The sequence below is a fragment of the Micromonospora sp. NPDC000668 genome (assembly GCF_042897975.1).
GTDB lineage: Bacteria > Actinomycetota > Actinomycetes > Mycobacteriales > Micromonosporaceae > Micromonospora.
Window position 1 is genome coordinate 1,356,690 of record NZ_JBIAYP010000001.1, and the last position, 24,672, is coordinate 1,381,361.

Genomic DNA, 24,672 nt, shown 5'->3' on the forward strand with positions numbered 1-24,672 from the left:
GTCTATCTCAGCGGGCCATCGTGCGCCGGGCCATCGACCGCCAGAGGTCGTTGCTCGGACGCATCTGGTCCATCAGTTCACGCTCCCAGGCGTTCTCGACGGTGACTCCCGCCTTGGCGCACGCCTCCCGCGCGGTGACGGTGTCGTCGGCGAACTGGTCGCCCCACTCACCGTCGGAACCCACGAGGACGATTCGCGCGCCACGCTTGCCGACGTACTCGATGACCGCCTTCGCCCCGCCGTGTCCGGCGGCGAACGACTTGAGGCCCGCGACCAGACCGTGAGGCGTCTGCTCGCCGGCGGTCTGCTCGGCCGTCAGCGTCGTATCGGAACCATCTGCCATGACGCGAAGCCTAAGCAGAAGTCCACTCAGACGGGCGAGAACCATGAAGCTTTTGTGATGCCAATTACCTATAGGTTTAAGGAAGACCACAGGTTGCTTGCCCGGATTTATCCGTACTTTTACCTTCAAAGCACGTGGGCAAATCAGGGCTCAAACGTCGCAGGTTGAGCCGATCCGACTCAGGCCGAAAGTTACTCTGATGTGATCTGAAAGCCGGACAACTCATCCATGATGGTGATTAGTCGAGAGAGATCGCCAGTGGCGGGACGGCCATGCGGGCGAGACTGGCGAAACTCTCCGGCGCGAACGGGTCAGATCAGCGCGTCGAGCGCGACGGCCAAGAAAACGATGGTCAGGTACGTCGTCGACCAGTGGAACAGCCGCATCGGCTTGACCGCCTCGCCACGCGCCGCCCGACGGCAGAGCCGGTGCGCCTCGACCAGGAAGATGGCGCCCACGACCAGCGTCGGTACGCCGTAGATCGCGCTGAGCCCCAACGGCCAGACAGCCAGGGACGTGAGCACGGTGAGCCAGGCGAAGATCAGGATCTCGGCGTTCACCCGGCGGGTGGAGGCCACCACTGGCAGCATCGGGATGCCGGCCCGGGCGTAGTCGTCCTTGTACTTCATGGCCAGGGGGTAGAAGTGCGGCATCTGCCAGAAGAAGACCACCGCGAACAGCCCCCAGGCGGCCGGCGCCAACGAGCCGGTCACCGCCGCCCACCCGATCAGCACCGGAGCCGCCCCGCAGGCCCCGCCCCAGAACGTGTTCGCCGGGGTGGAGCGCTTGAGCCACAGGGTGTAGACGAGGTCGTAGTAGGCGATCGCGGCGAGCGTCAGCCCGGCAGCCAGCAGGTTGGTGAACGCCGCCATCAGGGCGACCGAGACCGCCGCGAGCACCAGACCGAAGACCAGCGCGTTGCGCGGCGTCACGGTGTGCGTCGGCAGCGGGCGACGCTTGGTACGCCGCATCAACTGGTCGATGTCCCGGTCGATGTAGCAGTTCAGCACGCTGGCCGCGCCGGCGGCGAGCGAGCCGCCGATCAGCACCACGGCCATCAGCCACAGCGACGGCAGGCCGCCGTCGGCGAGCATCATCGCCGGGATGGTGGTGACCAGTAGCAGCTCCACGATCCGCGGCTTGGTGAGCGACACGTACGCCGAGAGGATCGCGCGTACGTCCCGCCGGGCCACCGGGCCCTCGGCCGCCCGCGCCGGGGGCGGCCCGGCAGGGTTGCTCGCGGGGCGCTCGGTGATCATGCTCACGGATTGCCACCTTCCGGCGTCGGGCACGGGGAGATCGGTTCGGCCGCGCCCGGTCGGGGGCAGCACACCGACCCACACACTACGCGTTGTCGTTTTGGCTGCCCGGCCGACCCGACAACGGTGCGGGCCGTCACACCACCGGGTTGAACGACGCAGCCCGTCGCCACGTACCGAACACCATGCACAGATCCCTGGGCGGACGTTTAGGCACGCTCGATAGGGTCACCAGTGAGGGTTCCGCCCATCTGCCGAGGAGCACAACCATCGTGGCTGCCAACCGACCCGAGCACTCCGCACTCAACTGGTCCGAACTCGACCGCCGGGCCGTCGATACCGTCCGCGTGCTGGCCATGGATGCCGTGGAGAAATCCGGCAACGGCCACCCGGGCACCGCGATGAGCCTGGCGCCTGCGGCCTACCTCCTCTTCAACCGGGTCATGCGGCACAACCCCGCCGACCCGAACTGGCCTGGCCGGGACCGGTTCGTGCTCTCCGCCGGGCACTCCAGCCTGACCCTCTACATCCAGCTGTTCCTGTCCGGCTACCCGATGAGCCTGTCCGACCTGCAGTCGCTGCGGCAGTGGGGCTCGCTCACCCCGGGTCACCCCGAGCACGGGCACACCCCGGGCGTGGAGACCACCACCGGCCCGCTCGGCCAGGGCCTGGGCAACGCGGTCGGCATGGCCATGGCGTCCCGCCGCGAGCGTGGTCTGTTCGACCCGGAGGCCGAGCCCGGCGCCTCGGTCTTCGACCACGACATCTGGTGCATCGTCTCCGACGGTGACATCGAGGAGGGCATCAGCCACGAGGCCAGTGCCCTCGCCGGGCACCAGCAGCTGGGCAACCTCACGGTGATCTACGACGACAACGAGATCTCCATCGAGGACGACACCCGGATCGCCAAGAGCGAGGACGTGGCGGCGCGCTACGAGGCGTACGGCTGGCACGTCCAGACCGTCGACTGGCGCACCGGCGACGCCGACCAGGGCGACTACCACGAGGACGCCGAGGCGCTCCACCAGGCGCTGCTGGCCGCCAAGGCGGAGACCGGGCGTCCCTCCTTCATCGCGCTGCGCACAATCATCGGCTGGCCCGCGCCCAACAAGAAGAACACCGGCAAGATCCACGGTTCGGCGCTCGGCGCCGACGAGGTGAAGGCGACCAAGCGGATCCTCGGCTTCGACCCGGAGCAGACCTTCGAGGTCGACGAGGAGGTGCTCAGCCACGCCCGGAAGGTGATGGGTCGCGGCTCCGCCGCCGAAGAGGAGTGGACGACCGCGTTCGACGCCTGGAAGAAGGCCAACCCGGAGCGCGCCGCGCTCTACGAGCGGATGGCCGGTCGGGTGCTGCCGGAGGGCTGGGCCGACGCGCTGCCCACCTTCCCCGCCGACGCCAAGGGTGTGGCCACCCGGGCCGCCTCCGGCAAGGTGCTGGAGGCGCTCGCGCCGGTGCTGCCGGAGCTGTGGGGCGGCTCGGCCGACCTCGCCGAGAGCAACAACACCACCATGAAGGGCGAGCCGTCCTTCATCCCGTCCGCGCACGCCACCAAGGACTTCCCCGGCCACGAGTACGGCCGCACGCTGCACTTCGGCATCCGTGAGCACGCCATGGGAGCGATCCTCAACGGCATCGCCCTGCACGGCGGCACCCGCCCGTACGGCGGCACGTTCCTGGTGTTCAGCGACTACATGCGCCCCTCGGTGCGGCTGGCCGCGCTGATGAAGCTGCCGGTGACCTACGTCTGGACGCACGACTCGATCGGCCTCGGCGAGGACGGCCCGACCCACCAGCCGGTGGAGCACCTGACCGCGCTGCGTGCCATCCCGGGCCTGGACGTGGTCCGCCCGGCGGACGCCAACGAGACCGCCTGGGCCTGGCGGCTGGCGCTGGAGCACACCGACCGCCCGACCGCGATGGCGCTGAGCCGCCAGCCGCTGCCGACCCTGGACCGCGACGTCCTGGGCGGCGCCGACGGGGTGGCCAAGGGCGGCTACGTGCTGGCCGAGGCGTCCAGCGGCAAGCCGCAGGTGATCATCGTCGGTACCGGCTCCGAGGTGCAGCTCTGCCTGACCGCCCGGGAGCGGCTGGAGGCCGACGGCACCCCGACCCGAGTGGTCTCGATGCCCTGCCAGGAGTGGTTCTACGAGCAGGACGAGGCGTACCGGGAGTCGGTGCTCCCTCGCGGGGTAAAGGCACGGGTGAGCGTGGAGGCGGGCATCGCGATGTCCTGGCGCGGCGTCGTCGGCGACCTCGGCGAGAGCGTCAGCCTGGAGCACTACGGCGCGAGTGCCCCGCACACCGTGCTCTTCGAGCAGTTCGGGTTCACCCCCGACCGGATCGTGGCGGCGGCACACGCCTCGCTGGCCCGGGTGGGCGACATCACCGGTTTCACGACCGGCAACTGAGGGAGCGTGGACGGCATGACGGACAGGCTGAGTGAGCTCACCGCCGCAGGCGTGGCGATCTGGCTCGACGATCTTTCCCGGGTACGACTGAGCTCCGGTGGGCTGGACCAGCTCCGCCGGGAGAAGCACGTGGCCGGAGTGACCACCAACCCGACGATCTTCGCGAAGGCGCTGAGCGACGCCGACGAGTACAACTGGCAGTTGCAGGATCTCGCCATGCGTGGGGTGGACGTCGAAGAGGCGGTACGCATGCTCACCACGTACGACGTGCGGTGGGCCTGCGACGTGATGCACCCGTCGTACGACAAGAGCGCCGGCGTGGACGGGCGCGTCTCCATCGAGGTGGACCCGCGGCTGGCGCACGAGAGCGACCGGACGGTCGCCGAGGCCAAGGCGCTGTGGTGGCTGGTTGACCGGCCCAACCTCTTCATCAAGATCCCGGCCACCGAGGCGGGCCTGCCGGCGATCACCGCCACCCTGGCCGAGGGGATCAGCGTCAACGTGACGCTGATCTTCGGACTGGACCGCTACTCGGCGGTGATGGAGGCGTTCCTTGCCGGTCTGGAGCAGGCCAAGGCGAACGGGCACGACCTGTCCACCATCGGCTCGGTGGCGTCGTTCTTCGTCTCCCGGGTCGACTCCGAGGTCGACAAGCGGCTCGAGAAGGTCGGCTCCGACCAGGCGAAGGCGCTGAAGGGCAAGGCCGCCATCGCCAACGCCCAGCTGGCGTACGAGCGGTACGGCGAGGTGTTCTCCTCCGACCGCTGGCAGGCGCTCGCCGACGCCGGCGCGCACCCGCAGCGGCCGCTGTGGGCCTCCACCTCGACGAAGAACCCGGACTACCGGGACGTCATCTACGTCGAGGAGCTGATCGCCCCCGGCACGGTCAACACCATGCCGGAGTCGGTCATCCACGCGTACGCCGACCACGGCGAGACCCGCAGCGACACCATCACCGGCTCCTACGACGCGGCCCGCAAGGTCTTCGCTGACCTGGAGTCGGCCGGGGTGGACATGGCCGACGTGATCGCCACCCTGGAGCGCGAGGGCGTGGAGAAGTTCGAGGCCAGCTGGCAGGAGCTGATCGACGGCGTCCGCAAGTCGCTGGAGGCGGCGGCCACCGGCAAGGGTGCGCCGAACAAGGCCGCCAAGGGCAACGCCAAGGCCGCCGCGAAGGCCGGTGGTAACGCATGAGCGACCTTCTCGCCGGGCCGGTGGAGGCCGCCGCCGGGCTCGCGGTGTACGGCGCGGACGCGGTCGACAAGTCCGCTCCCGCCTCGACCCGGGACGCGCTGGTCCGGGCCGAGGTCCCCGGCCGGCTGGCGGCCAGGGACGCGAGCCTGTGGGGCCCCGACGCCGAGGCCGAGGCCAAGATCCGGCTCGGCTGGGTGGACACCCACCAGCGCAGCCGGGAGCTGCTGGTGCAGCTGGCCGAACTGACCGCTGAGCTGGCCGACCTGGACCACGTGGTGCTCGCCGGCATGGGCGGCTCGTCGCTGGCCCCCGAGGTGATCGCCCAGACCCTGGGCCGGCCGCTGACCGTGCTGGACACCACCGACCCGGGCCAGGTCCGGGCGGCGCTGCGTGACCGGCTGGAGCGCACCGTGGTGGTGGTGGCCAGCAAGTCCGGCTCGACGGTGGAGACCGACAGCCACCGGCGCGCGTACTGGCAGGCGTTCCTGGACGCCGGGATGACCGAGGCGGAGGCCGGCCGGCACTTCGTCATCGTCACCGACCCGGGCTCGCCGCTGGAGACCACCGCGACCGAGATGGGCGCGTTCACCGTGCTGGCCGACCCGAACGTGGGCGGCCGGTACTCGGCGCTGACCGCGTTCGGGCTGGTGCCCTCGGCGCTGGCCGGGGTGCAGGTGGCGGAGCTGATCGACCAGGCCGACGCGCTGGCCTCGTCGCTCGGCAGCGACCGGGACAATCCGGCGTTGGCACTGGGCGCCGCGCTCGGCGCGGCCGCCACGTTGGCCCGGGACAAGGTCGCGCTGGTCTCCGACGGCACCGGCATCGACGGGCTCGGCGACTGGGCCGAGCAGCTAATCGCCGAGTCGACCGGCAAGGCCGGGGTGGGCATCCTGCCCGTTGTGGTGGAGTCCCCGCAGAGCCCCGGCGCCACCGGCCCGGACGTGCTGACCATCAGCTACGGCGGCGCGCTGGCCCCCGGCGACGTGCCGGGTGGCGGCGCCGACCCGGACGTGGCGGTCAACGGCCCACTCGGCGCGCAGTTCCTGGCCTGGGAGTACGCCACCGCGGTGGCCGGCGTGGTGCTCGGCATCGACCCGTTCAACCAGCCGAACGTCACCGAGTCGAAGGAGAACACCAACAAGATCCTGGCCTCGGGCCTGCCGGCGGAGACGCCGTCGTTCACCGAGGGCGCGATCGAGGTGTACGCGCCGCAGGGCGCCCCCGGTGACCTGACCGGCGTGCTGCGCTGGCTGCTCGACGGGCTGGGCGACGACGGCTACCTCGCCGTGATGGCGTACCTGGACCGGTTCGCCGATGCCGACACGGCCCGCCTGCGGTCGCTGCTGGCCGAAGCGTCCGGCCGTCCGGTCACCTTCGGCTGGGGGCCGCGGTTCCTGCACTCCACCGGCCAGTACCACAAGGGCGGCCCGCAGGTCGGCAGCTTCCTCCAGGTGACCGGCGCGGTCGCCGAGGACCTGGAGGTGCCGGGCAAGCCGTACACCTTCGGTGAGTTGCAGGCGGCGCAGGCCGCCGGCGACCGGCAGGCGCTGGCCGGCCGGGAGCGGCCGCTGCTGCGGTTGCACCTGACCGACCGGGCCGCCGGTGTCGCCCAACTGCTCGACGCGGTCGGTGAGCTCCGGGCGTGAGGATGGACGACGTGACGCAAGCGGAGCGAGGAGGCGGCGTGAACCCGCTGCGCGACCCCCAGGACCGCCGGTTGCCACGGATCCCCGAGCCGTGCGCTCTGGTGATCTTCGGGGTGACCGGCGACCTGGCCCGCAAGAAGCTGCTCCCCGCGGTCTACGACCTGGCCAACCGAGGGCTGCTGCCGCCCGGTTTCGTGGTCCTGGGCTTCGCCCGCCGCGACTGGGGTGACGGCGACTTTGAGACGCTGGCCTGCGAGGCGGCCCGCAAGCACGCCCGTACCCCGTGGCGGGAGGAGGTCTGGGCGCGGCTGGCCGGCAACATCAAGTTCGTCGGCGGGTCGTTCGACGACGACGCCGCCTTCGACCAGCTCGCCACGACGCTCGATGAGCTGCGGCAGACCCACGGCATCGCCGGCAACGCGGCGTTCTACTTCTCCATCCCCCCGGCCGCGTTCCCCGTCGTGCTCAAGCAGTTGGCCCGCACCGGGCTGGCCGACAACGAGAAGTCCGGCGGCTGGCGCCGGGTGGTGGTGGAGAAGCCGTTCGGTAACGACCTGCCCTCGGCGAAGGCGCTCAACGACCTCGTCGACGACGTCTTCACCCGCCAGGACGTCTTCCGGATCGACCACTACCTGGGCAAGGAGACGGTCCAGAACATCCTTGCCCTGCGGTTCGCCAACAACCTGTTCGAGCCGCTGTGGAACTCCAAGTACGTCGACTCGGTGCAGATCACCATGGCCGAGGACGTCGGCATCGGCAGCCGAGCCGGCTTCTACGACACCGTCGGCACGGCCCGGGACGTACTCCAGAACCACCTGCTCCAGCTCCTCGCCCTGGTGGCCATGGAGGAGCCGACCAGCTTCGACGCCGACGAGATCCGGACCGAGAAGCTGAAGGTACTCAAGGCGATCACCCTGCCCAGGGACGTGGCCCGGGACACCGTACGCGGCCAGTACCTGCCCGGCTGGGTCGGCGGCGAGCGTGCGGTCGGCTACCTGGAGGAGCAGGGCGTCCCGCCCGACTCCACCACCGAGACGTACGTGGCGGTGCGGCTCGGCATCCAGAATCGCCGCTGGGCCGGCGTGCCGTTCTACATCCGGGCCGGCAAGCGCCTCCCCCGGCGGGTCACCGAGGTGGCCATCATGTTCAAGAAGGCGCCACACCTGCCGTTCAACGACGCCGACATGGAGTCACTGGGCAACAACCAGTTGGTCATCCGGGTGCAGCCGGACGAGGGCGTGGTGCTCAAGTTCGGCTCGAAGGTGCCGGGCACCACGATGGAGGTCCGCGACATCGCGATGGACTTCCAGTACGGCGAGGCGTTCACCGAGTCCAGCCCGGAGGCGTACGAGCGGCTGGTGCTGGACGTGCTGATCGGCGACCGCACCCTGTTCCCGGACGCGGCGGAGGTCGAGCAGAGCTGGCAGGTCATCGACCCGCTGGAGCATGCCTGGGTGGGCACCAAGCCGGAGCCGTACCGCGCCGGCGAGTGGGGGCCGCGGGCGTCCGACGAGATGCTGGGCCGCGAGGGCCGCGCGTGGCGACGCGCGTGACCGAGCGCAACGAGCGAACCAGGAGGCTCCAGTGATCGGGCTGTGGGACACCACCGGCAGTGAGGTGGTCAAGGCGCTCGCCGCCGAGCGGCGAAGCGCCGGCGGGGTGGCCAGCGGCATGGCGCTCACTCTCATCGTCGTGGTGGACGAGAAGCGGGTCCGCGAGGCGGAGGCGGCGGCGACCATCGCCGCCGCCGCCCACCCGTGCCGGCTGGTGGTGGTGGTCCGCTCCGAGATCGAGCGGGACCGCAACCGGCTGGACGCGGAGATCGTGGTCGGTGGCCGGCTCGGCCCGTGCGAGGCGGTGGTCACCCGGATGTACGGGCGGCTGGCCCTGCACGCCGAGTCGGTGGTGATGCCGCTGCTGGTCCCGGACGTGCCGGTGGTCACCTGGTGGCACGGCGAGCCGCCGGCCGAGATCGCCACCGATTTCCTCGGCGTGGTCGCCGATCGGCGGATCACCGACACGGCGCAGGCCACGGACCCGGTGGAGGCGCTGCGGCAGCGTGCCCGGGACTACGCCCCGGGAGACACCGACCTGGCGTGGACCCGGATCACCCCGTGGCGGACCCTGGTCGCCGGGGCGTTCGACACCACCGAGGAGCGGGTCACCGAGGCGACCGTGGTCGCGCCGCCCAGCGACCCGACGGCGGCGCTGATGGTCGGTTGGCTGGCCAGCCGGCTCGGCATCACCCCCCGTCGGGTGGACAGCACCGAGTTCCCGCGGATGCGTGAGGTGCAGCTGAGCTGCGCCAATGGCGACCAGTTGACGCTGACCCGCGAGGACAGCATGGCGGTGTTCCGGCGGACCGGCCAGGACGACCGTGCCCTGCCGCTGGTCCGTCGGCCGCTCGGTGACGAGCTGGCCGAGGAGCTGCGCCGGCTGGACGCCGACCAGGTGTACGCGGAGGCGCTGGGCGCCACCGCCGGGCTGCGCGGGCTGGAGCAGCGGTCCCCGCAGCGGGTGCACGTCTGGAAGGATCCGGCCACCGCTCAGCGCGCCGAGGCCGGTGTCACCGCGCACTCCGGCACCAGCGGCGAGATCTGAGCCCGGCGCCGTCCGATCATGGGGGCAGGGCCCGGGCGACCCCGGCCCCTGCCCCGGCACCTCCGGGGCATCCCGCCCCGCCACCTCCGGGCGTACCGGCCCGGGCACGACGCGACAGCGACCGCTCCGCGGTCGGGAAACGAAGGCACAACCGATGAGTGAGGCGAGTGTCGCCGTACACGCCGATGCCGACCTGCTGGCGCAGGCCGTGGCAGCCCGGCTGCTGGTGAAGCTGCTCGACGCACAGGCCGACCGGGGCGAGGCCTCGGTGGTGCTCACCGGTGGGCGGGTCGCCGCCGCCGTGTACCGGGCGGTGGCACAGCTACCGGCCCGCGACGCGGTGGACTGGTCCCGGGTCGACGTGTGGTGGGGCGACGAGCGGTTCCTGCCCGCCGGCGATCCGGAGCGCAACGAGACCCAGGCGCGGGCCGCCCTGCTGGACGTGGTGCCGCTGGACCCGGCCCGGGTGCACCCGATGCCGGCCTCCGATGGCCCGGCCGGCAACGACCCGGAGAGGGCCGCCGCCGGGTACGCCGAGGAGTTGGCGCGCGCCGCCCGCCCCGGGCATGCCGCGCTGCCGCACTTCGACGTGCTGATGCTGGGCGTCGGGGAGGACGGGCACGTCGCCTCGGTCTTCCCGGAGCACCCGGTGCACTACGAGAGCCGGACGGTCAGCGCGGTGCGGGGCAGCCCCAAGCCGCCGCCGGTGCGGACCACGCTCACCCTGCCGGCGATCAACACGGCGGAGGAGGTCTGGCTGGTGGCCGGCGGCGGGGACAAGGCTCGGGCGGTGGGCATGGCGCTGGCCGGCGCCGGGCCGGTGCAGTTGCCGGCCGCCGGGGTGCACGGCGTGGACCGTACCCGCTGGCTGTTGGACCGGGCTGCGGCGGCCGACGTGCCCGCCCGCCTGCGCAGCCTGCGCTGAGAAGAAGGGCCCGTCGTCAACGCCTGGCGTTGCTGACGGGCCCTTCTTTCACTCGCCTCGGCGGCGGCGCAGCGCGGCGAGTGCCTCGGCCAGCAGCGCCTCGCCCTCCTCGGCGGTGCGCCGCTCCTTCACGTACGCCAGGTGGCTCTTGTAGGGCTCGGCGCGGGTCCGGCCCGGCGGGTTCTGCGCGTCCTGGCCCGCGGGCAGGCCGCAGCGGGGGCAGTCCCACAGCGGCGGCGCGGCGGCGTCCGCAGCGATCCGGATGTTGATCCGGTGGTCGTTGCGGCACCAGTAGGTGACGTCCTGTCGGGGGGCGGGATGGTGCCGCTCGTCCGGGCGGATGGGCCCGGACCCGACCCGGGCGCCGCGGATGACGTTGCCACTCGGCACGGCTGCTCGCTCCTGTCGTCGGAGGGACCCGCCGCCGGAGGGGGTAGGGCGGCGGGCGACGCGGTGCAGCGGAGAAAAGCCTGCGCGCGGCCCGTCGTAACGGACCGCGCGCAGATTGTACGACTTGACGGGCCTGCTCAGGCGCCGCTGTTCATCTGGAGGCGGAGCCAGAGCCCCAGCCCGACGATGGCAGCGAACCAGACAATGCTCACCAGAACGGTGTAGCGGTCCAGGTTCTTCTCCGCCACGGACGAGCCGGCGAGGCTGGAGCTGACGCCACCGCCGAACATGCTCGACAGACCGCCGCCCTTGCCGCGGTGCAGCAGGATGAGCAAGGTGAGCAGAACGCTCGTGATGATCAGCAACACGATCAACGTGTATGCGAACCAGATCGGCATGGCTGGGGTCAGTCCTCTCGTAGCGATCCTCGCCCGGTCTGATCGGGCACGGCGGCACCGACCGGCGGACGGGCGGGGTCAAGGATACCGAGCGGTCAGCGGGTGATGTGCTCCGGGAACCGGCAGATCTGCGCGAATTCCTCCGCGTCCAGGCTGGCGCCCCCCACCAGGCCGCCGTCCACGTCCGGCTGGGCCATGATCGAGGCAATGTTGGACGCCTTGACCGAGCCGCCGTAGAGGACCCGGACCCGGTCGGCGGTGTCCTGGTCGAAGCGCTCCGCCAGCCGCTGGCGAACCGCCCCGCAGACCTCCTGGGCGTCCTCCGGCGTCGCGGTCTTGCCGGTACCGATCGCCCACACCGGCTCGTACGCGATCACCACCTGGCGGACCTGCTCGGCGGTGAGCCCGGCGAGGCCCCCGGCGAGCTGCTCCGAGCAGTGCGCCACGTGGGTGCCCTGCTCGCGCACGTCCAGCCCCTCCCCCACACAGAGGATCGGGGTCAGGCCGTGCGTCAGCGCCGCCTTGACCTTGGCGTTGACCAGCGCGTCGTCCTCGTGGTGGTAGGCCCGCCGCTCGGAGTGCCCGACCACCACGTACGTGCAGCCGAGCTTGGCCAGCATCTGGCCGGAGATCTCCCCGGTGTACGCGCCCGCGGCGTGCGGGGAGAGGTCCTGCCCGCCGTAGCCGATCAGCAGCTTGTCCCCGTCCACGGCGGTCTGCACCGTGCGCAGGTCGGTGAAGGGCGGCAACACGACCGTCTCCACCGCGGTGAGCTGCTTCTCGGTGAGGCTCGCGGCCAGCTTCTGCATGAGCAGGTTGGCCTCGAGGTGGTTGAGGTTCATCTTCCAGTTGCCGGCCATCAGGGGCCGACGGGTGGTGCTCGCCATTCAGTTCTCCAGGGCCGCGATGCCGGGGAGGGTCTTGCCCTCGAGGTATTCCAGGGAGGCGCCACCGCCGGTGGAGATGTGCCCGAAGGACGACTCGTCCAGCCCCAACGCACGCACTGCCGCCGCCGAGTCGCCGCCACCGACGACGGTGAACGCGTCGGTCTTGGTGATCGCCTCGGCGACGCCGCGGGTGCCGTTGGCGAACGCCGCCATCTCGAACACGCCCATCGGGCCGTTCCAGAAGATCGTCTTCGCCTGGGACAGCGCGGCGGCGAAACCGGCCACCGTCTCCGGGCCGATGTCCAACCCGAGCCGGTGACTCGGGATGCCGTCGACGCGGACCGTGTCGTGCGCGGCGTCCGGGGCGAACGCGTCCGCGACCACCACGTCGACCGGGAGCAGAATCTTGCCCGCAGCCCGCTCCAGCAGGTTGCCGCAGGTCTCGACCATGTCCTTCTCCAGCAGCGAGGTGCCCACCTCCAGGCCCTGGGCCTTGAGGAAGGTGAAGCACATCCCGCCACCGATGAGCAGTCGGTCGACCGTGGGCAGCAGGGCCTCGATCACCGCCAGCTTGTCGGAGACCTTGGACCCGCCGAGCACCACCACGTACGGCCGCTCGGGGTCGCTGGTGAGCCTGGAGAGGACCTCGACCTCGCGCAGCACCAGCCGGCCGGCCACGTGCGGCAGCCGGGCTGGCACGTCGTAGACGCTGGCGTGCTTGCGGTGCACGGCACCGAACGCGTCGTCCACGTACGCGTCGCCGAACGCGACGAGTTGGTCGGCGAAGGCACCCCGCTCGGCGTCGTCCTTGCTGGTCTCGCCGGCGTTGAAGCGCAGGTTCTCTAGCAGGGCGACCTGACCGTCGGCCAGGCCCGCGACGGTGGACCGGGCGGAGTCACCGACGGTGTCGGTGGCGAAGTGCACCGGCGCGCCGAGCAGCTCACCGAGCCGCCCGGCGACCGGGCGGAGGCTGAACTGCGGGTCCGGCTTGCCCTTCGGGCGGCCCAGGTGCGAGCAGACGACCACCTTGGCGCCGGCCTCGACCAGCGCACCGAGCGTCGGCAGCACCGCGCGGATCCGGCCGTCATCCGTGATGTCGCCGGTCTGCTTGTCGAGCGGGACGTTCAGGTCGGCGCGCACCAGCACGCGCCGACCCGACACCCCCTCGGCGAGCAGGTCGTCGAGGGTCCGGATGCTCACAGCGACGAACCGACCAGCTTGACCAGGTCGACCAGGCGGTTGGAGTAGCCCCACTCGTTGTCGTACCAGCCGACGACCTTGACCTGGTTGCCGACCACCTTGGTCAGCGGCGCGTCGAAGATGCACGACGCCGGGTCGGTGACGATGTCGGTGGAGACGATCGGGTCCTCGTTGTAGACGAGGATGCCCTTGAGCGGGCCGTCCGCGGCGGCCTTCAGCGCGGCGTTGACCTCGTCCACGGTGGTCTCGCGACCCACGTTGACGGTGAGGTCGGTGACCGAGCCGGTCGGGATCGGCACCCGCAGGGCGTACCCGTCGAGCTTGCCCTTGAGCTCCGGCAGCACCAGACCGATGGCCTTGGCCGCACCGGTCGAGGTCGGCACGATGTTCAGCGCGGCGGCCCGGGCCCGGCGGAGGTCCTTGTGCGGGGCGTCCTGGAGGTTCTGGTCCTGGGTGTACGCGTGGATCGTCGTCATCAGACCGTGCTGGATGCCGAACGTGTCGTGCAGGACCTTCGCCATCGGGGCGAGGCAGTTGGTGGTGCACGAAGCGTTGGAGATGATGGTGTGCTTCGCCGGGTCGTACTGGTCGTGGTTGACGCCCATGACGACCGTGACGTCCTCGTTCTTCGCCGGGGCGGAGATGATGACCTTCTTGGCCCCACCGGCGACGTGCGCCTTGGCCTTGGTGGCGTCGGTGAAGAAGCCGGTCGACTCGATGACGACGTCGGCACCGACCTCGCCCCACGGCAGCGACGCCGGGTCCTTCTCCGCGTACGCCTTGATGGTCTTGCCACCGACGGTGATCTCGTCGGCGGTGGCCTTGACCTCGTAGGGCAGGCGACCCAGGATGCTGTCGTACTTGAGCAGGTGGGCGAGCGTGGCGTTGTCGGTCAGGTCGTTCACCGCCACGACCTCGATGTCGGCGTCGGACGCCAGCACTGCCCGGAAGAAGTTACGGCCGATCCGGCCGAAGCCGTTGATGCCAACCCGGATGGTCACAGGTCCCATCTCCTCGCGTTCTGGTCCGCCGGCTTCAGACAACGGGCCGGCGGAGTGGTGTGCGCCGACCGTTGGAGCCGGCCGTTGACGGTTCATCTCGGCCACCCCGCCGCGGTCTGAGGACCTGACCGCCCGAGGCGGTGGCACGACGAGGTGTGCCTGTGTCGGCCCCCTTGCCGTACGCAGCGACCATATCCGAGCGTGCGAGGCCACGCTGCGCCGGGTCGTGCTCCCGGGCGCACCGTGCGGCCTTACCGTCCTATCAGACCACGAGCATGTCGGGCGTGACGGCTGCTTCGGTATCCGGGATGCCGAGGTCCCGGGCACGCTTGTCGGCCAGTGCCAGCAGCCGGCGGATCCGCCCGGCGATGGCGTCCTTGGTCAGCGGCGGCTCGGCCAGGGCGCCCAGCTCCTCCAGCGACGCCTGCCGGTGCTCCAGGCGCAGCCGACCGGCGTCGGTCAGGTGGTTGGGCGCCTCGTCGGCGAGGATCTCCAGCGCCCGGGTCACCCGGGCGGCGGCGGCCACGGCCGCGCGTGCCGAGCGGCGCAGGTTGGCGTCGTCGAAGTTGGCCAGCCGGTTGGCGGTGGCCCGCACCTCGCGGCGGACCCGGCGCTCCTCCCAGGCCAGCACGCTGGAGTGCGCGCCGATCCGGGTGAGCAGCGCGGCGATCGCGTCGCCGTCCTTGACCACCACCCGGTCCACCCCGCGCACCTCGCGGTTCTTGGCGGTGATGCCGATCCGGCGGGCCGCGCCGACCAGCGCCAGCGCCGACTCCGGCCCCGGACAGGTGATCTCCAGGGCGCTGGACCGGCCCGGCTCGGTGAGCGAGCCGTGCGCCATGAACGCGCCCCGCCAGGCCGAGACCGCGCAGCAGACGTTCGCCGCCACCACGTGCGGGGGCAGCCCGCGCACCGGGCGACCGCGCACGTCCAGCAGGCCGGTCTGCCGGGCCAGGGCCTCGCCGTCCTTCACCACCCGGACGATGAAGTGGCTGCCCTTGCGCAGGCCGCCGGAGGCCAGCACGTGGATCTCACTGGGGTACCCGTAGACCTCTGCGATCTCCCGGCGCAGCCGGCGTGCCACCGCCCCGGTGTCCAACTCCGCCTCCACCACCACGCGGCCGGAGACGATGTGCAGGCCGCCGGCGAAGCGCAGCAGCGCGGCCATCTCCGCCCGCCGACAGCAGGGCTTGGGCACGTCGACCCGACTCAGCTCGTCCTTGACCGCAGCCGTCATCGCCATTGTGCGTCCCCTCACGGACCGGTTCCGGCGTGTCGCCGGAGATTACGTACGTGTCTAACGATCGGCACCCAGTACAGGCACCAGCGCGGCGCCCAGGGCAGCCGGATCATGGCGGGGAGTCCCGTCAGTGATGGCGACGGGGGCGAGGACCAGGCGGGCACCCAGCGATTCTGCCGCACGTTCGACCGGTTCGGGGTCACCCACCGCCTTGGCGTCAGCCAGCACAAGATCCACCTTGAGCTCGGGAAGGTACCAGTGCAGCGCCGCGAGGTGATCGGCGACGGAGAGCTGGAGGGTCTCCTTCTCCGCGGCGAGGTTCAGGGTGACCAGTCGCCGGGCCGGGCTGGACACGATCGCGTCGGCCAACTGCGGCACCAGCAGGTGCGGCAGCACGCTGGTGTACCAGCTGCCCGGCCCGAAGATCAACCAGTCCGCCGCGCCGATCGCCGCGAGGGCCTCGGCGCAGGCCGCCGGGGCGGCCGGGGTGAGCCGCAGCGACTCGACCCGCCCGGTGGTGACCGCCACCTGGTGCTGACCGCGCACCGTGCGCACCTCGTCCGGAGCGGCCGGATCGACGCCACGCACCTGCGCCTCGATGCCCACCGGCTGGCGAGACATGGGCAGCACCCGACCGACCGCGCCGAGCATCGCCCCGGCGTGCTCCAGCGCGGCCACCGGGTCGCCGAGCAGCTCCATCAGGCCGCAGAGCACCAGGTTGCCCACCGCGTGCCCGGCCAGCCCGTCGGGGCGGGCCGCCGCCGGGCCAGCACCACCGGTCGGGCCGCCGGTCGGGCCGCCGGTCGGGCCGCCGGTCGCCAGGCCGGCACCACCGGCCGGGCCGCCCGCCGCCGGGCCAGTGCCGCCGTCCGGGCCGCCCGATGCCGGGTCCGTGTACTGCGCCGCGTCCGCGGGCGGCGTGGCGAAGCGGTGCTGGAACAGCCCGGCGCTGCGGCGCGTGGCCGGGTGGTCCCCGGCCAGCGCGACCAGGGCCTGCCGCAGATCGCCGGGGGGCAGGCCGCCCCGCTCGGCGCGCAGCCGGCCGCTGGAGCCGCCGTCGTCGCCGACCGTGACCACGGCGGTGATGTCCAGGTCGAGTTCGGGAGCGCAGTGGCGCAGCGCACGCAGCGAGGCGGACAGGCCGTGCCCACCGCCGAACGCCACCACCCGGCGGGACGTCATTCGCGCCCCAGGTCGCGGTGCTGGGCGTTGGCCGCCAGCCCGGACTGGCGCAGTCGGCCGGCCAACTCCTCGGCGATGGCCACGCTGCGGTGCTTGCCGCCGGTGCAGCCCACGGCGACCGTCAGGTACCGCTTGCCCTCCCGCTCGAAGCCGGCGGTGGTGGCGTTGACCAGGTCGGCGTACGAGGCGACGAAGGCATCCGCGCCCTCCTGGCCCAGCACGTACGCGCTGACCGCCTCCTCCCGTCCGGTGTGCTCGCGCAGCTCCGGCACCCAGTACGGATTGGGCAGGAAGCGGGCGTCCAGCACGAAGTCGGCGTCCGGCGGCAGGCCGTACTTGAAGCCGAACGACAGCACGGTGACCCGCAGCCGGCGGGCGTCCTCCCCGCCGAACAGCTCCTCGATGCGCCGGCGGAGCTGGTTGACGTTCAGGTGGCTGGTGTCGATGATCACGTCGGCCTGGTCGCGGGCCTCCTCGAGCAGCCCGCGCTCCACGGCGATGCCGTCGGCCAGCCGCCCGTCACCCTGCAACGGGTGCGAGCGCCGGACGCTCTCGAACCGCCGGATCAGCACCTCGTCGTCGGCATCGACGAAGACCACCCGGGGCGAGAAACCGCGCTCCTTGAGCTCCCGGATCGCCCCGACGAGGTCGGTGGAGAAGGCGCGCGAGCGCACGTCCAGCACCATCGCGGTACGCCGGGCCGCGCCGCCGGCCTTGAACGCCAGCTCGGCCATGTCGAGCATCAGCGCCTGCGGCAGGTTGTCCACCACGTAGTAGCCGACATTCTCCAGCGCACGGGCGACCGTGCTGCGGCCGCCACCGGAGAGCCCGGTGACCACCACGAGCGTGGTCTCCGACTCCGCCGCCGGTGGCCCGTCGGTGGCCGCCGGGACGTCGATCCCGTCGCCGGCTGTGCGCGCCTCGCTCACCCGTACCCCCAAGCCGTGGCGCCGCGGCCGCCCTCGGCCGCGATTGGTCAATCAGCGACTCTATCCCGCCGCCCGGCCAAGGTCCGGGACCCGTCGCGCCTCGGCGGGCGATCCACGGCCGCGGGTCGCCCTCCCGACAGTCGCCACCCTTGATGACGATCTGTAGTTGTAAATACGCTCATCGTGATCGTCGCAGGTCAAGGCCGACATCTGGGAGGGTGCGATGCACGATCTGGCGGACAAGAACAAGTACATCGGCTTCCTGTTCATGCGGATCAGCCCGGAGTACTTCGCCCTCGGCCGGGAGGGCATCCACGAGGTCTCCGCCGAGCATGCTCGGGACCTGGGCCGCTTCGCCAAACAGCTCACCCACGTCGTCTGCACCGGGGTGAACGGCAAGTACGACCAGGTCACCATGGTCGAGGGCGACACCCTGGAGGAGATCAACGCGGCCGCAACCGCGTTCCGGATGGGCAACAAGGCCCGCTACATCGAGATCGTCGACATTGTGGTGGGGATGAAGGCACCGCCCCGCGGGCTGGCCAACCGGTCCAACCAGCCCGGCTGACCGCGCCGCCCGTCCGGCACACCCGCCCGTGGGTGCGCCGGGCGGGCGCTGTCGGGGTTGGCTCGTAGACTCCGCGGATGGCTTCCCCCACCGACCTGCGTACCGAGGACGCGCTGCCGGTGCTGCGCCGGGTGTTCGGCTACGACGCCTTCCGCGGCTTCCAGCAGGAGGTGATCGACCACGTTGTCGCCGGCGGTGACGCGCTGGTGCTGATGCCCACCGGTGGTGGCAAGTCGCTGTGCTACCAGATCCCGGCCCTGGTCCGCGACGGTGTCGCGGTCGTCGTGTCCCCGCTGATCGCGCTCATGCAGGACCAGGTGGACGCGCTCACCGCGGTCGGCGTACGGGCCGGCTTCCTCAACTCGACCCAGACGCTCGACGCTCGGCGCCGGGTCGAGGCAGCCTTCCTGGCCGGCGAGCTGGATCTGCTCTACCTGGCTCCGGAGGCGCTCGGCGTCCGGTCCACCCTCGCCCTGCTGGACCGAGGCCGGATCGGCCTGTTCGCGATCGACGAGGCGCACTGCGTGTCCCAGTGGGGGCACGACTTCCGCCCCGACTACCTGGCGCTGTCGATGCTGCACGAGAGGTGGCCGCAGGTCCCCCGGATCGCGCTGACCGCCACCGCGACCAGCGCCACCCGCACCGAGATCGCCACCCGGCTCAAGCTCGACGACGCCCGGCACTTCGTGGCCAGCTTCGACCGGCCCAACATCCAGTACCGGATCGTGCCCAAGCACGAGCCGCGCAAGCAACTGCTGACCCTCCTGCGCGACGAGCACCCCGGCGACGCCGGAATCGTCTACTGCCTGTCCCGGGCCTCGGTGGACAAGACGGCCGAGTTCCTCACCGCCAACGGGGTCGCCGCGCTGCCCTACCACGCAGGGCTGGACGCGAGGACCCGCGCCGCCAACCAGCAGCGCTTCCTGCGCGAGGACGGCCTGGTGATGGTGGCCACCATCGCCTTCGGGATGGGCATCGACAAGCCCGACGTCCGCTTCGTCGCCCACCTCGACCTGCCCAAGTCCGTCGAGGGCTACTACCAGGAGACCGGCCGCGCCGGCCGAGACGGCCTGCCGTCCACCGCCTGGCTGGCGTACGGGCTCCAGGACGTGGTCCAGCAGCGCAAGATGATCGAGACGTCCGACGGCGACCTCGCGCACCGCCGCAACCTCGCCGCGCACCTGGACGCGATGCTCGCACTCTGCGAGACGGTGCGCTGCCGGCGGGTCCAGCTGCTCGAATACTTCGGCGAGACGACGGCGACGGCGTGCGGCAACTGCGACACCTGCCTCACTCCGCCGGAGTCCTGGGACGGCACGGTGGCCGCGCAGAAGCTGCTCTCCGCCATCTTCCGCCTCGACCGCGAACGCAACCAGCGGTTCGGCGCCGGGCACTGCATCGACATCCTGCTCGGCAAGCAGACCGACAAGATCAGCCAGTACGGCCACGACTCGCTGACCGTCTTCGGCATCGGCACCGAGCTGCGTGAGGCCGAGTGGCGGGGCGTGGTCCGGCAACTGCTCGCCGAGGGGCTGCTCGCCGTGGAGGGCGACTACGGCACGCTGGCACTGACCGAGGCGAGCGCCGACGTGCTGGGCCGGCGGCGCACCGTCACGATGCGCCGCGAGCCGGAGAGGCCGGCGTCGAGCCGGTCGGCAAAGCCACGCGGCTCGGCCACCGTGGTCGCCGAGCTGGCCCCGGCCGCCGCGTCGGTCTTCGAGCGGCTGCGCGGCTGGCGGGCGGCCACCGCCAAGGAACAGGGCGTTCCGGCGTACGTCATCTTCCACGACGCGACGCTGCGGCAGATCGCCAGCGACGCGCCCGGCTCGCTGGCCGAGCTGTCGCGGGTCAGCGGGGTCGGCGAGAACAAGCTCGCCAAGTACGGCGAGCAGATCCTGGCCGTCCTCGGCACCGACACCGCCCCGGCCTGACCGCGTCCCTGACTTAGGCGTGACGAAGGGCCGGACCCCGGTAGGGGTCCGGCCCTTCGCGTTGGTTGCTGGGTGTCAGCTGGTGGCGTAGCCGCGGGTGGCGATCCAGTCGGCGAGGTGCTCGACGGTGACCTCGTAGGAGGCCTGGTTCGGGTCGGCCGAGTCGGCGATCTTCACGATGTTGCCGTTGTCGCGGTAGCCCACGACGCTGATGTAGTGCCCACCCTCGAACGAGTGGCTGGTGCCGTCGACGTCGACGCTGGTGCCGGCGATGTTCGCCACCACAGCCCGACCGTCATCCACGGTCTTCACGACGTCGGCGCGCAGCTTGTCGGTCTGCTTGCTGTCAGCGGCGGGGGTGCTGATCTCGACGCTGCGGTAGGCGTCGTTCTTACCGGTTTCCTTGTTCAGCACCGGGGTGATGTCGTTGATGGAGTTCGTGCCGGCCTCGGTGGTACCCATTTCCTTGGCCATGGCATCCACGCTGATGTCCTTACCCTGCACGGACAGGGCGTTACGGGCGGCGGCGGGACCGCAGTAGTAGAAGTTCGGCTGCGCCTCGTAGCGCACACCCAGCTGACGCTCACCCGACGACTTCCGATCCGACTGGGTTTGCGTAGCGGGCTTGGCATCCGACGCGGCGTAAGCGGCGGTCACCGGACCGGCGATCGCGCCGCCGGTGAAGGCGAGCCCAGCAGCGGTCAGAGCGGTCTTACGAATCAGATCGGTACGCATAATGGCGTGCTCCTCTGCATCGGGGGTGCACGCGGCAGGGGGATGCCGCGTCAAGGAAGTTCAAGAAGGGGGGAACGGTCCGGCGATCCGGGGGGACCTGCTCGGGGTTCCGGGGATGTAACCGCGGCGGCCGGTCGGGTGTTCCCAACGGCTGGCGGCTGGCTACAGGGGGGTGTAACCGGGGCGGCCGGTCGGGTGTTCCCGGCGGCTGCCGCGCACCGGGCCAGGGGGCCACGGTCACATGCCAGGTATAACGACCCGGGCCGGCCCCCGATTCCACGCTGAGGGTGGCCCCGACCACGGGACGGCCCACCCCAAACGGGACGACACCCCCAGCCCGCCACGGGCCGACAACCCCATCCCACCCGTCCGCCCCACAACCGGGACCCACGGCGATCTGCCCGAGCGCGCGCACCCGTCCGGCTCGCATCCCGAAGCGGACACCACACCCACGTGGCCGCCCACGTCGACCGGCGTCTAGCCACGCCCTTTCCGGGAAAGTGCTGCCCCCCGGCGCGCCGAGGCCACACCTTCCCGGAAAGTGCGCAGACCTAGGAGGCCGCCGCGGTTCGGCGGGCGGGTGCGTGCTTTTGAGCGTGATGACTCTGAGGTATCAATATGACTCTCAGGTATCACCCTCAACGGTGCGGGTGTCCCGCCGCCGTCGACCCGCCCGACTGCCGGTCTCCCAGCCGGGCTCACCGCCCGCCAGGCCTGGGTGACCGGTGAGGCGAAATCGTGACGCATGACGCGTGACGTGGGCTGCCGTGCGGGGTTCGCAGACGACGTAGGTGCGCCGACGGCGCGGGCCACGGACGCGGGGCCACAGACGGCACGGAGTGCGCAAATCTTGGCCACCGCTCGCGTCGTGCGGGGCATGCGGACAGCGCGCGGACAGGCGGGCTGCTCGGGCGAGATCGTGCTCGATCCAGGAAACAGTCCCCACGCGGCGCGAACGAGGCCACTACATCCAGGATCGAGCACGATCATGAGGCAAACGCGCACCGTTCGGCGGCTGGCGGTGGCTCGCCCGCGCCGGGTGGGTCAGAGTGTGGTGGTAATGCCGAATGGCGGCGGGTTCACGAACTCGGCGTCGCCTCGACGCCCTCGACGACCCCCGTGCCCTTGTCGAGCGCGGCAAGGATCGCTTCGGCCGTGCGCCGGCCCACCCCGGGCACCTCGGTAATCTCCTCGACCGTGGCGGCGGAGAGCCGCTTGAGTGAGCCGAAGTGCCGCAGCAGCGCCTTGCGCCGCACCTCCCCCAGGCCGGGCACGTGGTCCAGCGCGGACTCGGTCATCCGCTTGGAGCGGCGCTGCCGGTGGAAGGTGATGGCGAACCGGTGCGCCTCGTCGCGGATCCGTTGCAGCAGGTAGAGCCCCTCCGACGTACGCGGCAGGATGACCGGGAACTCGTCGTCGGGGAGCCAGACCTCCTCCAGCCGCTTGGCCAGCCCGCACAGCGCCACGTCCTCGATGCCCAGCCCCGCGAGGGCCTGGGCCGCCGCTGCGACCTGCGGCGCGCCGCCGTCCACGACCACCAACTGCGGCGGGTACGCGAACTTGCGTGGCCGGCCAGTGGTGGGGTCGACGAGGGTGCCGATCCGTGGCTCCTCAGCGCCGGACGGGGCCTCCAGCTCGTCGGCCGACTCCACCCCCACCTCGCCGGTCTCCGAACGCGCGTCCAGATAGCGGGCGAAGCGACGGCGCAGCACCTCGGACATCGCAGAGAGGTCGTCGGTGGCGCCCCGGACGATGAACCGCCGATACTCGCTCTTGCGGGGCAGCCCGTCCTCGAAGACGACCATGCTGGCCACCACGTCGGTGCCCTGGATCTGGGAGATGTCGAAGCATTCGATGCGCAGCGGCGAGGTGCGCATGCCCAGCGCCTCGCTGATCTCGTCCAGCGCCTTTCCCCGGGTGGTCAGATCACCGGACCGCTTGAGCTTGTGCCGGGCCAGCGCGTCCTTGGCGTTGCGCTCCACGGTCTCCATCAGCGAGCGCTTGTCGCCGCGCTGGGGCACCCGCAGCGACACCCGGCTGCCCCGGTGGGTGGAGAGCCAGTCGGCCAGTGCGTCGGCGTCCGCGGGCAGCTCGGGAACCAGCAGCTCCCGGGGTACGTCCGCCTCGCCGTGCTCGCCGCCGTACACCTGGGTGCAGAAGTGGTGCACCAGGTCGCCGGTGCTCAACTCCTCGGTCTTCTCCACCACCCAGCCGCGCTGGCCGCGGACCCGGCCGTCGCGGACGTGGAAGACCTGCACGGCCGCCTCGAGCGGGTCGTCGGCGAACGCGACCACGTCGGCGTCGGTGCCGTCGCCCAGCACCACGGTCTGCTTCTCCATCGCCCGGCGCAACGCCGCCACGTCGTCCCGCAGCCGGGCGGCCCGCTCGAACTCCAGCTGCTCGCTCGCCTCGGTCATCTCACGTTCGATCTTGCGGACCATGGTGTCGGTGCGGCCGGCCATGAAGTCGCAGAAATCGTCGACGATGGCCCGGTGCTCGTCGGCGGAGACGGTGCCGACGCAGGGCGCCGAGCACTTGCCGATGTAGCCGAGCAGGCAGGGGCGACCGACCTGGCCGGCCCGCTTGAACACCCCGGCAGAGCACGTCCGGGCCGGGAACACCCGCAGCAGCAGGTCGAGGGTCTCCCGGATCGCCCAGGCGTGCGAGTACGGCCCGAAGTAGCGCACGCCCTTGCGCTTGGCGCCGCGCATCACCTGCAGCCGCGGGTACTCCTCGTCGAGGGTGACGGCCAGGTAGGGGTAGGACTTGTCGTCGCGGTAGCGGACGTTGAACCGCGGGTCGTACTGCTTGATCCAGGTGAACTCCTGCTGGAGCGCCTCGACCTCGGTGCCGACGGTGATCCAGTCAACCGACTCGGCGGTGGTGACCATCTGCCGGGTGCGCTCGTGCAGATTCCAGACGTCGCCGAAGTAGGAGTTGAGCCGGCTGCGCAGGTTCTTCGCCTTGCCGACGTAGATCACCCGACCGGTGCCGTCCCGGAAGCGGTAGACCCCCGGCGACTCCGGAATGGTGCCGGGTGCAGGACGGTAGGTCGAGGGGTCAGCCACGCCAGCAAGCCTAGTCCGGCCCCCCGACACCGACCCCGTCCGGCACCATCACGCAAGATCCACTCGGTCTCCGGGAAGTCGGCGTGTCGACGGGCGCCGCACACCCCGACTTCCCGGAGCGCGAGTCGATCAAGCGGCTGAGCCGCGCCGGCCCGAACCGACGGGGCCGGGCTGGACGCGCCGGACGGTCAGGCCAGCGAGATCTGGTCGCCGGTGACCTTGATGTTCTTGGGTGGCAGCGGCTTGGTGGCCGGACCGGCCTTCACCGAACCGTCCTCGATCGAGAACTTGCTGCCGTGGCAGGTGCAGTTGATGGTGCCGCCGTCGACGTTCGTCACCGGGCAGTTCTGGTGGGTGCAGATGGCGCTGAAGCCCTTGAACTGGCCGGCAGTCGGCTGGGTGATGACCACGCCCGCGGGGAGGATCTTGCCGCCGCCGACCGGGATGTCGGTGGTGGTGGCCACCGACTGCGCGTCCTGCCGGTCACCGCCGCCAGCGTCGCCGGTGCTGGGCACCGCCGGGCCGCCGCTGGTGGGAGCGCCACTGCCGGCGTCGTTGTCGTCGTCGCTGCCGCAGGCAGCCAGTACGACGGCTGCGCCGATCGCCCCGACACCGGTGAGCAGGGTCCGACGGGTCTGCGTACCCGGACCGGTCAGCGCCTGATCGTCACTCATGCCTCGCCTCTCTCTGGGCTGCTGCGCCGGTCCCGATCAGCCGGCCACATTGGTCAACACGGGCAACTGTGCCGGATGGTTCACAGCGGT

The 24,672-nt window shown here is 71.4% G+C and carries 21 protein-coding genes; 8 read left to right on the top strand and 13 right to left on the bottom strand.

Features of this window, described 5'->3' with window-relative positions; translation table 11 throughout:
- Positions 1-7: 7 nt before the first annotated feature.
- A complete protein-coding gene (locus tag ACFY29_RS06295; protein ID WP_328418746.1) occupies positions 8-343 on the bottom strand; it encodes a hypothetical protein in 336 nt (111 codons plus the stop codon).
- A 311-nt stretch (positions 344-654) separates the two neighbouring features.
- On the bottom strand, positions 655-1,608 hold the full coding sequence (locus tag ACFY29_RS06300) for a heme o synthase (protein ID WP_328418747.1): 954 nt from the start codon (positions 1,606-1,608) through the stop codon (positions 655-657).
- A gap of 266 nt (positions 1,609-1,874) precedes the next feature.
- Between ACFY29_RS06300 and tkt the strand changes: the two genes are divergently transcribed.
- The 6 genes from tkt (at position 1,875) to pgl (ending at position 10,379) form a co-directional block, all read left to right on the top strand.
- Complete coding sequence (tkt, locus tag ACFY29_RS06305) at positions 1,875-4,013, top strand: transketolase (protein WP_386983856.1); 2,139 nt, start codon at positions 1,875-1,877, stop codon at positions 4,011-4,013.
- A 15-nt stretch (positions 4,014-4,028) separates the two neighbouring features.
- Entirely contained in the window at positions 4,029-5,207 is a 1,179-nt protein-coding gene (gene tal, locus ACFY29_RS06310) for a transaldolase (RefSeq protein ID WP_328418749.1), read from the top strand.
- Positions 5,204-6,853, top strand: coding sequence for a glucose-6-phosphate isomerase (locus tag ACFY29_RS06315; RefSeq protein ID WP_328418750.1), 1,650 nt, complete (start codon positions 5,204-5,206; stop codon positions 6,851-6,853). Before tal ends, ACFY29_RS06315 begins: the two co-directional genes overlap by 4 nt.
- Positions 6,854-6,855: 2 nt before the next feature.
- The gene (gene zwf, locus ACFY29_RS06320; RefSeq protein WP_386984660.1) at positions 6,856-8,406 is read left to right on the top strand and encodes a glucose-6-phosphate dehydrogenase; all 1,551 of its coding nucleotides are present in this window, start codon (positions 6,856-6,858) and stop codon (positions 8,404-8,406) included.
- 31 nt (positions 8,407-8,437) lie between these two features.
- Complete coding sequence (locus tag ACFY29_RS06325; RefSeq protein WP_386983859.1) at positions 8,438-9,454, top strand: glucose-6-phosphate dehydrogenase assembly protein OpcA; 1,017 nt, start codon at positions 8,438-8,440, stop codon at positions 9,452-9,454.
- A gap of 154 nt (positions 9,455-9,608) precedes the next feature.
- Positions 9,609-10,379, top strand: coding sequence for a 6-phosphogluconolactonase (pgl, locus tag ACFY29_RS06330; protein ID WP_328418752.1), 771 nt, complete (start codon positions 9,609-9,611; stop codon positions 10,377-10,379).
- Positions 10,380-10,427: 48 nt separating this feature from the next.
- On the opposite strand, the gene ACFY29_RS06335 is transcribed toward pgl, so the two are convergent.
- The 8 genes from ACFY29_RS06335 to rapZ all read right to left on the bottom strand — a co-directional run bounded on the left by ACFY29_RS06335 (position 10,428) and on the right by rapZ (position 17,606).
- Entirely contained in the window at positions 10,428-10,769 is a 342-nt protein-coding gene (locus tag ACFY29_RS06335) for an RNA polymerase-binding protein RbpA (RefSeq protein WP_386983862.1), read from the bottom strand.
- A 137-nt stretch (positions 10,770-10,906) separates the two neighbouring features.
- Positions 10,907-11,167, bottom strand: a complete 261-nt coding sequence (secG, locus tag ACFY29_RS06340) for a preprotein translocase subunit SecG (RefSeq protein WP_252420214.1) — start codon at positions 11,165-11,167, stop codon at positions 10,907-10,909.
- A 95-nt stretch (positions 11,168-11,262) separates the two neighbouring features.
- Positions 11,263-12,054, bottom strand: coding sequence for a triose-phosphate isomerase (tpiA, locus tag ACFY29_RS06345; protein ID WP_386983865.1), 792 nt, complete (start codon positions 12,052-12,054; stop codon positions 11,263-11,265).
- Entirely contained in the window at positions 12,055-13,254 is a 1,200-nt protein-coding gene (locus ACFY29_RS06350; protein ID WP_386983867.1) for a phosphoglycerate kinase, read from the bottom strand.
- Positions 13,251-14,255 (bottom strand): type I glyceraldehyde-3-phosphate dehydrogenase, encoded by a 1,005-nt coding sequence (gap, locus tag ACFY29_RS06355; RefSeq protein ID WP_328418756.1) that lies wholly within the window; start codon positions 14,253-14,255, stop codon positions 13,251-13,253. Before gap ends, ACFY29_RS06350 begins: the two co-directional genes overlap by 4 nt.
- 262 nt (positions 14,256-14,517) lie before the next feature.
- The gene (gene whiA / locus ACFY29_RS06360) at positions 14,518-15,498 is read right to left on the bottom strand and encodes a DNA-binding protein WhiA (RefSeq protein WP_074312802.1); all 981 of its coding nucleotides are present in this window, start codon (positions 15,496-15,498) and stop codon (positions 14,518-14,520) included.
- A 54-nt stretch (positions 15,499-15,552) separates the two neighbouring features.
- Entirely contained in the window at positions 15,553-16,677 is a 1,125-nt protein-coding gene (locus ACFY29_RS06365; protein WP_386983870.1) for a 2-phospho-L-lactate transferase CofD family protein, read from the bottom strand.
- The gene (gene rapZ, locus ACFY29_RS06370) at positions 16,674-17,606 is read right to left on the bottom strand and encodes an RNase adapter RapZ (protein WP_386983872.1); all 933 of its coding nucleotides are present in this window, start codon (positions 17,604-17,606) and stop codon (positions 16,674-16,676) included. Before rapZ ends, ACFY29_RS06365 begins: the two co-directional genes overlap by 4 nt.
- Positions 17,607-17,829: 223 nt before the next feature.
- Here rapZ and ACFY29_RS06375 point away from each other — a divergent pair, with 223 nt between their 5' ends.
- Both ACFY29_RS06375 and recQ read left to right on the top strand, forming a co-directional pair.
- Positions 17,830-18,174 (top strand): hypothetical protein, encoded by a 345-nt coding sequence (locus ACFY29_RS06375; protein WP_386983874.1) that lies wholly within the window; start codon positions 17,830-17,832, stop codon positions 18,172-18,174.
- A 77-nt stretch (positions 18,175-18,251) separates the two neighbouring features.
- Positions 18,252-20,105, top strand: coding sequence for a DNA helicase RecQ (recQ, locus tag ACFY29_RS06380; RefSeq protein WP_386983876.1), 1,854 nt, complete (start codon positions 18,252-18,254; stop codon positions 20,103-20,105).
- 75 nt (positions 20,106-20,180) lie between these two features.
- On the opposite strand, the gene ACFY29_RS06385 is transcribed toward recQ, so the two are convergent.
- The 3 genes from ACFY29_RS06385 to ACFY29_RS06395 all read right to left on the bottom strand — a co-directional run bounded on the left by ACFY29_RS06385 (position 20,181) and on the right by ACFY29_RS06395 (position 24,582).
- Entirely contained in the window at positions 20,181-20,840 is a 660-nt protein-coding gene (locus tag ACFY29_RS06385; RefSeq protein ID WP_386983878.1) for a C39 family peptidase, read from the bottom strand.
- A gap of 1,079 nt (positions 20,841-21,919) precedes the next feature.
- Entirely contained in the window at positions 21,920-23,908 is a 1,989-nt protein-coding gene (uvrC, locus tag ACFY29_RS06390) for an excinuclease ABC subunit UvrC (RefSeq protein ID WP_386983880.1), read from the bottom strand.
- A 188-nt stretch (positions 23,909-24,096) separates the two neighbouring features.
- Positions 24,097-24,582: a Rieske (2Fe-2S) protein gene (locus ACFY29_RS06395; RefSeq protein WP_328418762.1), complete on the bottom strand. Its 486-nt coding sequence runs from the start codon at positions 24,580-24,582 to the stop codon at positions 24,097-24,099.
- Between the last annotated feature and the right edge of the window lie 90 nt (positions 24,583-24,672).